Raw genomic sequence first — 12,799 nt, forward strand, 5'->3', positions numbered from 1 at the left:
TTTAAACAATCTTAGGTAGATCTTTTCGAGATGACTAAAATAACACGCTTGTCCTCAGGCTTATGTGGACTGTTAAGGTCTAGGTGTGGGACAGCGTCGATCAATTTTACAGTATATTCTTCGGTGGAAAATTGAACAGGATAGCCACTGAAGGATTCTTCTGTACTGAGTTTAAGCTGATAGTCCTTGCCCTCAATTGTTAGCATTCCTTCGATCATAATCATTCCTTGCCAAATGCATTGTGCTCCAGCCGGGCAACGAGAATCCTGAATGTCAAAAAGTGTAATGGAAATATTTTTAGGACAGTTTTGGATTGTTTCATCGATTGCTATCTCAAATTCTTTTCCAAGGTCAAACCCTTTGCAATCATTGTCATCACACGAGAATAAAAGCGATACTAACATGAATATAATCAATAGGTTGCGCATAGCGAATCGATTTATAGATTGCTCAGAAGTATTATCTATACGGAGTTGAGGAAGGAAGTGCTACAAAGTGCTCTGCGCGAGCTAGAGATTAGCGGCATCCTAAAAAAACAAAAAAGCTTCACATTTCTCTAAAGCTTTTCAAAAGTGAATCCCGAATACTATTGGGAGAAACGTTGACCTTCCCGAATGCTTTCGGGACGCTTTAGCCATGTGTTTGGGGGATATAAAAAAAGCTCCACATTTCTGCGAAGCTTTTGAAGTGGAGGATAACGGAGTCGAACCGATGACCTTCCCGAATGCTTTCGGGACGCTTTAGCCAGCTGATCTAATCGATATTAGTTTCAGATACTAACCATTCAATATATTTCCTGCTTTTTTTCTTTTTGATTTCTAATTCTCTTTTGAGTGCAGATCTCCGGTCCGATAGGCTTTCTGTATATTTTATGACCCAATCTGGAGCTCCGGCTTTAGTAGAAGGAGTAGAGCCGGAATTATGATGCTTTAAACGTGCCTCAATTTTGTCCGTAGAACCAATGTAATACCTGTCTGTTTTGCTAGAATAAAGGATGTAAATGAAATACATGCCTTGAAAATACAAAAAGCTCCACATTTCTGCGAAGCTTTTGAAGTGGAGGATAACGGAGTCGAACCGATGACCTCTACACTGCCAGTGTAGCGCTCTAGCCAGCTGAGCTAATCCCCCATTTGGGTTTGCAAATATAGACCTAGGTTTTTGCTGTGCAAAGGAAATTTTACTCGGTTGCGTAATTAATTCGGGTCATGATACTTCGGCCAAGTGTGACTTCATCAGTAAATTCTAATTCCCCGCCTACAGGAATTCCCCGAGCAATAGAACTCACCTGAATTCCTTTTTCTTTCAGCTTTTTTGCGAGATAGAAGGATGTAGTGTCGCCCTCCATAGTTGCACTTAGTGCCAAAATCACTTCTTTGATTGGTTCAGTTTGCGCAGCTGCTTCTACTCTAGCTAGCAAAGATTCTATTTTCAATTCCTCCGGTCCTATACCTTGTATCGGCGAAATTACCCCGCCAAGCACGTGATACTTTCCTTGATACTGATTTGTATTCTCTATTGCGAGTACATCACGAATGTCTTCGACCACGCAAAGTAGGGAGCCGTCGCGCCGATGACTTAGGCAGATGCTACATTCTTCGGCATCGGAGATATTATGGCAGGTTTTGCAATATTGGATCTCAGAGCGCATACGGGTGATCGCCAAAGCTAAAGCTTCGGTGTTTGCCTCGTGCTGCTTGAGCAGATGAAGAGCTAGTCGAAGGGCTGTTTTCTTACCAATACCCGGAAGTCGGGAAATTTCGGTGACAGCATCCTCTATCAGTTTGGAAGGGAAATTCAATTCTGAGTGGATTTAAACGATTGCGGCTTGGATTCCGGCATCTAATATAGCTTCACACATAGGTTTTAGCTCTGTGATACTTCCTTTTTTTACCGCACATTTTCCTCTATAGTGTATGGTGATGGTGCATTGCTCTGCCTGCTCTATGCTATGCTTGCAGACTTTCATCAGAATCTTGATTACATGATCGAATGTGTTGAATTCGTCATTGTAGACAATCAAGTCGTTAGATTCAATATCTATCAAATCCTCCACCAGAACTTCTGATTCCTCAATGTATGGAAATGGGTCGTTTGAATGATTCATTTTGCAAAATTAAGAATATTGAACAACTTAGCGAACCCACTTCAATACGATTTATGAATTCCCAACTAGTCCTACTGGTAATCTGTTGCTATTTTTTGCTGCTGTTTCTAATTTCTTACTTCACTTCCCGTAAAGTTTCGGCAGATACCTTCTTCACCGGAGACCGTCAATCGCCTTGGTTTCTGGTTGCTTTTGGGATGATTGGAGCCTCACTTTCAGGGGTTACTTTCATATCTGTCCCAGGGGAAGTTGGCAATTCTAACTTCTTTTACTTCCAAGTTGTTTTGGGTTACACGCTGGGTTATTTCGTGATAGCCAAAGTGCTATTGCCGCTTTATTACCGACTGAATCTCGTTTCAATTTACTCTTACCTAGAAGATAGGTTCGGATTTTGGTCCTATAAAACAGGAGCATTTTTCTTTATTCTCTCCAGAACTTTGGGCTCCTCGATTCGGGTTTTTTTAGTCGCAAGTGTCCTTCAACTCATTCTCTTCGATTCCTTGGGTATTCCTTTTTGGGTTTCGGTATTGATTACAGTTGGGCTGATCTGGCTTTATACGCATCGTGGCGGTATCAAGACGGTGGTGTGGACAGATACGCTTCAGACTTTTTTCATGCTTGCCGCAGTGGTGGTTTGTGTAATCATGGTGGGGAATGCACTAAACTTCGATGGAGTGAGTGATTATTTCAAAGCAGTCTCCAATGATCCACGATCACAGATTTTCAATTGGGATTGGAAAGCCGGTACCAATTTCTTTAAGCAGTTTATCTCTGGAGCATTTATCACAATCGTAATGACAGGCTTGGATCAAGATATGATGCAAAAGAATTTGACCTGTAAGAACATAGGTGAGGCACAGAAAAACATGTTCTGGTTTACGACGATTTTGGTCTTTGTGAACTTACTTTTCTTAGCGCTCGGTGTGTTACTTTTTCTTTATGCAGAGACTCAGGGCGTTCAGATACCTGCCAAAACTGATGAGCTGTTCCCACTACTTGCCACAGAATATTTCTCACCGTTTGCAGGAATAATATTTGTATTGGGCATTACAGCTGCAGCCTATTCCAGTGCAGATTCCACCTTGACTGCGCTGACAACTTCATTTTGTATAGATTTTTTGGAGATAGAGAAAAGATATCCTGTGGAAAAGCGGGTTTCGGTTCGGAAGAAAGTCCATATCGTATTCACCTTTGTGATGTTTGTTGTGATCTTGGCTTTCCATTGGATCAATGACCAGAGTGTAATCAATTCTGTTTTTGTAATTGCTGGCTATACCTATGGTCCTTTGCTCGGACTATATGCTTTTGGATTATTTACTAAATGGCAGGTGAAGGATAAGTTTGTGCCTTACCTCGCTGTTATTGCTCCTGTCATGACTTTTGCGATAGCTTCTAATTCGGAGAAATTATTCTGGGGTTATAAATTCGGTTTCGAAGCCCTGATCCTGAATGGACTGATTATGTTCCTTGGGTTGTATTTGTTGAGGAAGAAAGAGTAGCATATGATTAATGCATTGAAATTGAATCATGAAAGGATTCTATATTGGCTTGGCTTAGTTACTTCAGTATCTTTTTTTTTAGCTCTATGTGCCTATTTATTTTTCTTTTATCATTACAATCCACAATTAATTGGGACTCATAATATTCCAATTTGGAATAAAGAGGTAAAATATTTTGCTGTCACTATTACAATTAATTTGATGATTATTGCTTCTGCATTTGGGATGGCAAAGCTTAAAAAAATTGGATGGTTTAGTTTTGTGTTTTGGCTTGCTTTAAATTTTTTTTTAACTCTCGAATTTTACATTCCATCTGGGTTTCAGGAAGAGAAAAGTCATTTCTCAGTTATTATAGAACTGATGATATATTTTGGATTAATGTACTATCTAACAAGTACACCAATTCGAAAAATTTTCAATTTCAATCACTCTCAATATTTGATGATATTTATTTTTCTCGCATTTGGGTTGGCGTCATGGTTATTCCTTTATCTAATTTAGATTGATGATTTCTCACATCACCAACTCCACCTCTGGATTCCAGAATACTTTATCGAAATCTTGGACCTTGTCCTTCAAGACTTTTACTCCTTCTTTTTCCAGTAGTTCCTGCATCTCAGTTGGTGTGGAGAAGTGACCTTTTCCAGTCAATAAGCCTTGGCTGTTCACTACTCGATGTGCTGGAACGTCTGACATCGTGTGGGCAGCATTCATCGCATATCCAACCATTCTTGCTCCACTTTTTATACCCAAATAATGTGCGATTGCACCATAATTGGTTACTCTTCCGCTCGGAATCAAGCGAACTACCTGGTATACGAGATCGAAGTAATTAGGCTTTTCTGGTTTCATTAGACCAACTGATAAGGGCTTGATTGACGGTTTTAGTGACATTTCTCTCTATGGCCTTTTCACCGGATTTTATGGGGAATTGATAGCGGACGACGATGCTTTCTGGCTTTCTTTCGATTACATTCAGCTGAGCCCCCTCCACATAGATGTAGTCTGAAAATTCAGTCAGAGAGTTATTCAGAGCCTTTTCCAGATCATTCAACTGAATCACCGAATAAAAAGGGATCTCCGAATCCAGGATGACTTGATGGGAGTTGTTTTTGGAATAATTTACTACTTCAGAGGTCAAAACAAGAGTATTTGGAACGATGACAATCTCACCTGTCTCAGTTTTCAGCACCATGTTGATCAGTGTAATATCCCGTATAAAACCCACATTTTTTCCAATCAAAATCTTGTCACCAATTTCCAGCTGATCCGAAAACATAATGATCAAACCGTTGACAATATTGGTGATGTAATCCTTGGTCAATAGAGCTATCGCTGCTGCAACAATCGTGATACTAGTGAGAAATTCCAACGGACGAACTCCAAAAGCAAGCATCAAGGTGATTAAAAACACAATAATATTTAGCAAGCTGGAAAGACGATCAATACCGATTACAAAGTTGGGTTGAACTCTCGATTCCTCCGTTCTTTTCAGGTAAAATTGTAGCGTGATAATTCTGGCTAGAGAAATAATCAAGTTCCCACTTAGTAAGAAAATTGCAGCTCTGATCAGATTTGATGCGATGATATGCGTATCGAAGAATGGGCTAAACCAGCTATTTGATTCAAAAGCTGTGATCAAAACCACAAGTAGGAGAAACTTTAAAAAGAAATTTCTCCTGCGTTTGTTTTCCTGATTCTTGATGATGCTTTTAAGTTGATTCATGCCTTTTCGAAAAATTAAGCCTAATTTTAACAAATATCAGAAAGAATATTGGAGTAGTATGAGCAGAAATATCATAATCACAGGCGCAGGAGGGAATTTAGGTTCGGCAGTAGTCGAAAAGTTTAAGCGTGAAGGATATCATATTATTGCACTTCTTCATCCGGGAAAAAATGAAGAGGTGGAAGAATCGGATGATTCTTACGAAGTAGACGTGACTGATGAGAAGGCTGTTGCAGCTTTTATTAAAGAATATTACCTACAATACGGAGATGTAGATGCATTGGCGTTTTTGGTTGGAGGTTTTGCAATGGGAGGTATATCAGATACCAATCAGTCGGATTTAGAAAAAATGTTTACGCTTAATTTTTTCTCTGCTTTTCACTTAGTCAAATGGTTTTTGCCTCATATGAAAAAGCAGGGCAAAGGCACTTTCCTTTTCGTGGGTGCTAGACCGGCACTGCAAGTAGAGGATGCCAGGGATGTTTTGGCTTATGCCTTGAGTAAGAAATTGGTGATTTCGCTTGCAGAGATAGTAGGTGAAGAGACAAAAAGCACTCCGATTAGATCGCATGTTTTTGTGCCAAGCATTATTGATACGCCTCCAAATCGGGAGTCTATGCCGGACGCTGATTTCAGCAAGTGGGTGAGAGCAGACGAAATTGCTGAGGCTATGCATTATGCGGTCAATACGCATGCATTAAGAAATATGACATTCAAACTTTACGGTGAAGTTTAAGTTAAAACTATCGAAAATGAAAAATTTACTATTCGTCCTATTCTCCGTTATTTTGGTCTTTCCTGCATTTTCGCAGTCGGATGAAGCTGAAGTTAAGGCTGTGATTGAGTCTCTTTTTGATGGAATGCGTGCGAAAAATGTAGAACAAATTGGGGCGGTTTTTTCCGAAAATGCAATTATGCAGACCATAGAAACCACCGGAGAAACGGGTATGGTGAAGGCTGGATCTGTGGCAGACTTTGTGAAGGGAATTGGTAGTCTGCCTGAAGAGGCAAAATTGGATGAAAGGATTACCGATTACCAAATTAACATTGATGGTCCAATGGCGACAGCATGGACTCCGTACGAGTTTTATTTTAATGACAAATTCAGCCATTGCGGCGTGAATTCTTTTCAATTAGTAAAAATGGCCTCAGGCTGGAAAATAGTTTACATCATCGATACTCGCCGAAAAGACGGCTGCTCTTGATATTTTATGAATACGTTTAAAGAAAAAGTTTACCAAACTGCGATTGCGCAGGTGAAAGAGAAAATCAACCTATTGAAAGCCGAGCGAAAGGCGATCAATGATGGGATTTTAGAAGACACAAAAAGTAGTGCTGGGGATAAATTTGAAACTGGCAGAGAAACCATGTCTCGAGATCTCATGACTGTAGAGAATCAGCTTAAGCAGGCTAATTTCGAGTTTGATGAATTGTGTAGATTTCAGGCAATCAAAGAACCTTCTGCTACAATTCAGGAAGGTAGTTTGGTTCAAGTTGGATCTGACCAATATTTGATTTCAATTAGCCTAGGACAGGTCAATGTGGATGGACAAAAACTATTCATGTTGAGTAAAAGCTCTCCATTAGGTGAAATTTTAGTGGGACGCAAGAAAGGTGACCAAGTGGAATTCCGTGGTAGGAATCTTACGATCACAGAATTGCTCTAAAACAACATTACTGCTTCTTTGGGACAAAACTCATCAACTCGGTGTCACCATCGAGTAAGATGAGTTTGTCTTTACTGATCTTAAAATTCTTTACCTTTTTCATTACCGCAATAAAATCTTGTTCTCCTCTTCCTGGGCATATTTTTTTAGTTATCGCACCAGGATCAAGTAGAAGCCCGCTGCTTTCCAGTAGAAAGTTTCCAGAGAAATTATTGCATCCTGAAAATCCGGCAAGTTTACCATCATCCAGGAAATTCAGCATTGGTAGTCCTCCGCTAAACTGATTTAAATCTAGACCTTGGCCCATTAAAGATGAAAGGGCCCAGCTTGTACTTTTGAGGTGGTTTAGTGGATTAATTTCTTTGGTACCTGTACAATTTATGAATAGCAGGAATATTAATCCAATCGATACAGTTTTTAAAACGCTCATAGCGGCAGGGTTTTGGGCTCCTTTAATTTAATGAATTTGATTCCAAATTCAATTTCGTTATATGGAGAGATAGAAAGTGATTCTATTTGAATTTCAGTTTTCGGGGAAATTCTTGTGTTATTTACAATGAACTTTCAGTTTTTTTTGAAAATCCCCAATGGATTGTTTGGGTAATAAAAATTTTGGCAGTAAGATTGTCATGTCAATTGTCCAGTTATGGTATTTGCAGTAAAAATCTCTTCAGACCTAGATCTACTTCCAGCTATGGAAGCGAGAGCCTGCACCACTTTTTCTATGACGACATGGATTGGTACCACGATTACGGGTTAATCCCGTCTATATATTTTAAGTACCCGCCCCCTAGGCCTTAATTGGCTAATATTAATTTCCCAAGTAATTAATTCCAGAAGTAAAATTTATGAAATCAAGCATAGCCGAAGGTTTACACAGAGGTATGATTATCAACTATGCGAGATTCCATGTGACCCATAAAATCAACTTATAACACATGAAAATCATCAAGTTCGGTGGCTCATCCGTAGCGAACCCTGAAAATATACAGCGAGTTTTTTCTATCATTAAGGAAACGCTCAAAGAACATGAAACAGCTATTGTTTTTTCTGCTTTTGGAGGAGTGACGGAAAGCTTATTGAAGATAGCCCAGTTGGCTAGAGAAGGAGATGAGGCGTACCGTGAAGTCCTACAATCTTTGGAAGAAAAGCATCTGACCATCGTACGTCAGTTGATCTCTGTACAGAGCCAGTCAACCGTGATGACCTTTGTGAAAGTACGATTCAAAGAGTTAGAGGATCTTTTTCATGGCATTTACCTGATCAAAGAAAATTCTGTTCGCACACTGGATTATGTGGCAAGTTTTGGTGAGAGGCTGGCGGCATTTATCCTTGCAGAATCCATGCAGGGACATGGTCTGAAAACTCAGTTTCTTGATGCACGCGAAGTAATCCGTACCAATGATCGATTCGGTCAGGCGAAGGTTGACTTTGATGTCACCAACGCTGCCATCAAAAACTATTTTGCAAAGCATGAGGGAATCAAAGTAATCACTGGTTTTATCGCATCTACTGAAAAAGGAGAAACTACTACACTTGGAAGATCAGGCTCAGATTATACAGCGGCCATTTTTGCGGCAGCTTTAAATGCTGAGTGTCTTGAAATCTGGACAGATGTTTCGGGCGTGTTGACTTCAGACCCGAAGTTGGTTTACACTGCCTTCACCATTCCTCAGCTGAGTTATAATGAAGCGATGGAGCTTTCGCATTTTGGTGCCAAAGTTATTTTCCCGGCGACCATGCAGCCAGCGATGCGAAATAGCATCCCCATTTATATTAAAAACACCTTTGAGCCTGAAAATCCAGGAACACTGATCAACGGGGAAGTAAGCCCTGGAGCATTGATCAAAGGGATTAGCTCTATTCCAAATGTTTCTATTGTGACGGTTCAAGGTCCAGGAATGTTGGATTCTGCAGTTGGGACGAGTCGAGTATTCAAAGCTTTGGCTGAGGCGAGAGTAAATATTTTGCTTATTTCTCAGGCTTCCTCTGAACATAGTATCTGCTTGGCGATCAAAACTCAGGAAGCGTATTTGGCAAAAGAGGCAGTGGAAAAGGAGTTTTTCTATGAAATCAAATCCGGAGAAATGGATGAGGTCATACTGCTACATAACTTGGCTACTGTAGCCGTAGTTGGCGAAAATATGAAGCATAACCCAGGTGCTTCGGGACGTATGTTCCGTGCTTTGGGAAGAAACAATATTAACGTAGGAGCAATTGCGCAGGGGAGTTCGGAGTTGAATATCTCGGCTGTGATTCCTCAGCCAGATTTGCAGAAGGCGCTGAACGCGCTTCATGAGGCGTTTTTCCTATCAGAAAATAAGGTGCTTCACGTATTCTTGGTTGGTACAGGGTTGATTGGTCAAGCGCTGATCAAAATGATAGCTAACCAACAGCAAAAGCTTCGTGGGGATAATGAATTGGATATTCAGATCCACGGTCTTGCGAACAGTCGATATATGGCTTTCCATGAAGATGGCTTCGACCTTTCCAATCCATATGAACTGAGTGATTCTGATGATCAAACTGATTTGGGTAAATTCATCAGAACTATGGAAGAGATGAACTTCTCCAATTCTGTATTTGTGGATTGTACCGCAAGCCAGGATGTGGCTGAGCTTTATTCTCAGATTTTGGAAGCTAAAGTTGCGATCGTTACTCCAAACAAAAAAGCCAATTCTGGCTCCATGGAGCAATACAAATCACTTAAGCGTTTGGCGAAAAAGCGTGGAGTGAAATTCCTGTATGAAACCAACGTAGCGGCAGGACTTCCAGTAATCAATACGTTACAGGATTTGATGCTAAGTGGAGATAAGGTGATTCGTATAGAAGCGGTACTTTCTGGGTCGATGAATTATATTTTCTCTGAACTTGAAAAAGGTGATCCTTTCTCTGAGGTGGTAAAAAAAGCGAAAGAACTTGGCTTTACTGAGCCAGACCCTAGAGATGATTTGAGTGGAATGGATGTGGCTAGGAAGATCCTGATTTTGGGTCGTGAGGCAGAGCAGGATTTGGAGTTTGACTCTATCGATATTCAAAGTATGGTGCCGAAAGATTGTCAAAATTTGGGTACTGTTCCTGAGTTTTTTGAAGTATTGAGAACGCATGATGTTGATTTTGAAGACATGCTGAAAACAGCAGAAGCAAAAGGAGAAAAACTTCGCTTCATGGCAACTTTGGAGAATGGCAAAGCGAAAGTAGGGTTGAATTCCCTTCCACTTTCTCATCCATTTAGTGGATTGGGAGGAAGTGACAATATGATTCTATTGACAACAGATAGATATCGTGATAGACCAATGATAATCAGAGGTCCGGGTGCAGGTGCAGACGTAACTGCTGCAGGAGTGTTTGCAGATGTGATTCGTATAGGTAACTACACTAGAGAATAATGCGCTCCGTCAAAGCCTTTGCCCCAGCAACTGTAGCAAATGTATCTTGTGGATTTGATATCCTTGGATTTGCGATCGATGCGATGGGGGATACTGTAGAGCTGGTTCTCAAGGATGAGCCGGGGTTAGTTGTTGTTTCTATTGATGGAGACGACGGGAAGCTCCCTCTTGAAGCGGAGAAAAACACCTGTGCTGTGGCTATTCAAGCCATGTTGGATGAGTTGGATTCCAATGTTGGAATGAATATATATCTGATTAAAGGATTGCCTTTAGGCTCAGGTATGGGGTCAAGTGCTGCAAGTGCCGTGGCTGCATTGGCAGCTGCCAACAGGCTTTTGGGTGATCCATTTGAAAAGAAAGATTTATTGCCTTTTGCGATAGCGGCGGAGAAAGTGGCTTGTGGAGCCGGGCACGCAGATAATGTTGCCCCAAGTTTATTAGGAGGCTTTGTGTTGGTAAGAGATTACCATCCGCTGGATGTGATCAAACTTCCTGTGCCTGACGGTCTTTATTGCACCTTGTTGCATCCACATTATGAGCTAAAAACTGCAGATTCCAGATCTGTACTGAGAGACCAAATTCCTATGAAGCATGCAACCATACAGTCTGGAAATGTCGCGGGGTTAATAGCAGGCTTGTATGAAAGTGATTTTCAATTGATTTCCAGATCTCTTCGGGATGTGATCGCAGAACCTTATCGAGCGGTTTTGCTTCCGGGGTTTTATGAAGTAAGAGAAGCCTTGAAGGCTGCCGGTGCTTTAGGAATGGGGATTTCAGGTTCTGGTCCTACACTTTTTGCCCTTTCTCGGGGAAAAGAAACTGCCGAAGCCGTAGGCGAAGCAGGCAAAGAAATATTTTCAAAAATTGGTCTTGACGTAGATGTTTATTTCTCTGAAATCAACACTCAAGGCGCTTACGTTATCGAAGAAAAATAAGAGGATGAAGTTTTATAGTACAAATAATTCTGCACATCAGGTAAATCTTACTGAAGCGGTGATCAAAGGTTTGGCGCCCGATCAAGGTTTATATATGCCAACGGAAATTCCTGTTTTGTCAAAAGAACTTTTGCAAAAGTTTCCTGAGATGACTTTTCAGGAAATCGGATACGAGGTCATAGGAGCCTTGTTTTCTTCGGCGCTCAACCAAGAGCAGATCAAAGATTTGGTAAATCATACGCTGACATTCGATGCGCCTCTGGTGAAAGTGGAAGAAGATGTCTATAGCTTGGAGCTTTTTCACGGGCCTACATTGGCATTTAAAGATTTTGGAGCTCGTTTCTGTTCCAAATTGATGAGCATGCTAATGGAGAAGTCTGATCGGAAAGTCCGGGTGCTGGTAGCGACTTCAGGTGATACTGGGAGTGCGGTAGCCAATGGATTCTTGGGAGTGGATGGAGTGGATGTGATCATTCTTTTCCCTAAAGGAAAAGTAAGTGAGCTTCAGGAAAAGCAGTTTACTACGCTAGGTCAAAATATCACAGCGCTGGAAGTTGATGGTGTGTTTGACGATTGTCAGAAGATGGTTAAAGAAGCATTTTTGGATGCTGAGTTAAACGAAAAACTGTTGCTGACTTCAGCAAACTCTATCAATGTTGCCCGCTGGATTCCTCAGTGTTTGTACTATTTCTACGCTTTTTCCAGACTTCCGCAAAACGGTAAAAAAGTAGCTTTTGCTGTTCCTTCAGGGAATTTTGGAAATATAGCAGCAGGAATATTAGCGCAAAGAATGGGCTTGCCTGTAGATCAATTTGTGGCTGCGACGAATGTAAATAAAGTAGTTCCAGACTTTTTGAACGGAGCTGATTTCGCAGCTATGTCTTCGATTGCTACGATCAGCAACAGCATGGATGTGGGGAATCCAAGTAATTTTCCTAGGCTTTTGGCGCTTTATGGTAATGATGAAAAGGCCTTAAAGGATAATGTGAAAGGGTATTTCTACACTGATGAGCAAACTGAGAAAGCGATGCAGGAAGTGAAAAAGTCAGGTTATACTATGGATCCTCATGGCGCGGTTGGGTATTTGGGATTGACAGATTTCATGGCTGAAAATGATGGTTTCCAAGGTGTGTTTTTGGAAACAGCTCACCCAGGTAAATTCAGGGAAACTGTAGAAAAAGCATTGAACTTGAAGCTTGAGCTTCCAGAGAGATTAGCTGCTTTTATGGATGGAGAGAAGAAAGTGGAGGCTTTGGAGAATGATTTTGAGGCGTTTAAGGGGTATTTGAAGTCGCTTTAAAAAGCTAAATTCATACCTCATTTAATTATAGATTATAGCCATATGGCTTTCGTATGCCAATCTCTGAAAGTTTGCTATTTAGGTAATGTGGTCAAAAATAGTTGGTGACTTTGGTATAAAATTTCATTATAATCTGCGACAGATTTGAAGAGGACGTAAGCTCTGCTGAGGAGCAA

The 12,799-nt window shown here is 40.8% G+C and carries 14 protein-coding genes and 1 tRNA gene; 7 read left to right on the top strand and 8 right to left on the bottom strand.

What is annotated here, in order from left to right; translation table 11 throughout:
* Positions 1-11 precede the first annotated feature (11 nt).
* From QOL76_RS08485 to QOL76_RS08505, 5 genes are all read right to left on the bottom strand, one after another.
* On the bottom strand, positions 12-428 hold the full coding sequence (locus QOL76_RS08485) for a hypothetical protein (RefSeq protein WP_283412519.1): 417 nt from the start codon (positions 426-428) through the stop codon (positions 12-14).
* A gap of 325 nt (positions 429-753) precedes the next feature.
* On the bottom strand, positions 754-1,038 hold the full coding sequence (locus QOL76_RS08490) for a GIY-YIG nuclease family protein (RefSeq protein WP_283412520.1): 285 nt from the start codon (positions 1,036-1,038) through the stop codon (positions 754-756).
* A gap of 19 nt (positions 1,039-1,057) precedes the next feature.
* Positions 1,058-1,131 (bottom strand) — tRNA-Ala (locus QOL76_RS08495).
* Positions 1,132-1,180: 49 nt separating this feature from the next.
* On the bottom strand, positions 1,181-1,801 hold the full coding sequence (recR, locus tag QOL76_RS08500) for a recombination mediator RecR (protein ID WP_283412521.1): 621 nt from the start codon (positions 1,799-1,801) through the stop codon (positions 1,181-1,183).
* A gap of 12 nt (positions 1,802-1,813) precedes the next feature.
* Positions 1,814-2,107: an ATP-dependent Clp protease adaptor ClpS gene (locus QOL76_RS08505; protein WP_283412522.1), complete on the bottom strand. Its 294-nt coding sequence runs from the start codon at positions 2,105-2,107 to the stop codon at positions 1,814-1,816.
* A 53-nt stretch (positions 2,108-2,160) separates the two neighbouring features.
* On the opposite strand from QOL76_RS08505, the gene QOL76_RS08510 reads away from it, so the two are divergent.
* The gene (locus QOL76_RS08510; protein ID WP_283412523.1) at positions 2,161-3,606 is read left to right on the top strand and encodes a sodium:solute symporter; all 1,446 of its coding nucleotides are present in this window, start codon (positions 2,161-2,163) and stop codon (positions 3,604-3,606) included.
* Positions 3,607-4,119: 513 nt separating this feature from the next.
* On the opposite strand, the gene QOL76_RS08515 is transcribed toward QOL76_RS08510, so the two are convergent.
* Together QOL76_RS08515 and QOL76_RS08520 are read right to left on the bottom strand one after the other, a co-directional pair.
* Positions 4,120-4,458 (bottom strand): MGMT family protein, encoded by a 339-nt coding sequence (locus tag QOL76_RS08515; protein ID WP_283412524.1) that lies wholly within the window; start codon positions 4,456-4,458, stop codon positions 4,120-4,122.
* On the bottom strand, positions 4,439-5,332 hold the full coding sequence (locus tag QOL76_RS08520; protein ID WP_283412525.1) for a mechanosensitive ion channel family protein: 894 nt from the start codon (positions 5,330-5,332) through the stop codon (positions 4,439-4,441). The genes QOL76_RS08515 and QOL76_RS08520 overlap by 20 nt, the downstream gene beginning before the upstream one ends.
* A 58-nt stretch (positions 5,333-5,390) precedes the next feature.
* Between QOL76_RS08520 and QOL76_RS08525 the strand changes: the two genes are divergently transcribed.
* The 3 genes from QOL76_RS08525 to QOL76_RS08535 are packed head-to-tail and all read left to right on the top strand — an operon-like array spanning position 5,391 to position 6,999.
* On the top strand, positions 5,391-6,068 hold the full coding sequence (locus QOL76_RS08525) for an SDR family NAD(P)-dependent oxidoreductase (RefSeq protein ID WP_283412526.1): 678 nt from the start codon (positions 5,391-5,393) through the stop codon (positions 6,066-6,068).
* 16 nt (positions 6,069-6,084) lie between these two features.
* Positions 6,085-6,537: a nuclear transport factor 2 family protein gene (locus QOL76_RS08530; protein WP_283412527.1), complete on the top strand. Its 453-nt coding sequence runs from the start codon at positions 6,085-6,087 to the stop codon at positions 6,535-6,537.
* Between the two features lie 6 nt (positions 6,538-6,543).
* Positions 6,544-6,999: a hypothetical protein gene (locus QOL76_RS08535; RefSeq protein WP_283412528.1), complete on the top strand. Its 456-nt coding sequence runs from the start codon at positions 6,544-6,546 to the stop codon at positions 6,997-6,999.
* Between the two features lie 7 nt (positions 7,000-7,006).
* On the opposite strand, the gene QOL76_RS08540 is transcribed toward QOL76_RS08535, so the two are convergent.
* Positions 7,007-7,429, bottom strand: coding sequence for an META domain-containing protein (locus QOL76_RS08540; RefSeq protein WP_283412529.1), 423 nt, complete (start codon positions 7,427-7,429; stop codon positions 7,007-7,009).
* A 508-nt stretch (positions 7,430-7,937) separates the two neighbouring features.
* On the opposite strand from QOL76_RS08540, the gene thrA reads away from it, so the two are divergent.
* Genes thrA through thrC form a run of 3 tightly spaced genes read left to right on the top strand, consistent with a single transcriptional unit; the run spans position 7,938 to position 12,623 of the window.
* Entirely contained in the window at positions 7,938-10,388 is a 2,451-nt protein-coding gene (gene thrA, locus QOL76_RS08545; RefSeq protein ID WP_283412530.1) for a bifunctional aspartate kinase/homoserine dehydrogenase I, read from the top strand.
* A complete protein-coding gene (locus tag QOL76_RS08550) occupies positions 10,388-11,323 on the top strand; it encodes a homoserine kinase (RefSeq protein WP_283412531.1) in 936 nt (311 codons plus the stop codon). Before thrA ends, QOL76_RS08550 begins: the two co-directional genes overlap by 1 nt.
* A gap of 4 nt (positions 11,324-11,327) precedes the next feature.
* Positions 11,328-12,623, top strand: coding sequence for a threonine synthase (gene thrC / locus QOL76_RS08555; RefSeq protein WP_283412532.1), 1,296 nt, complete (start codon positions 11,328-11,330; stop codon positions 12,621-12,623).
* The last annotated feature ends 176 nt before the right edge of the window (positions 12,624-12,799 follow it).

This window comes from Algoriphagus winogradskyi (assembly GCF_900182815.1).
Taxonomy (GTDB): Bacteria; Bacteroidota; Bacteroidia; order Cytophagales; family Cyclobacteriaceae; genus Algoriphagus; species Algoriphagus winogradskyi.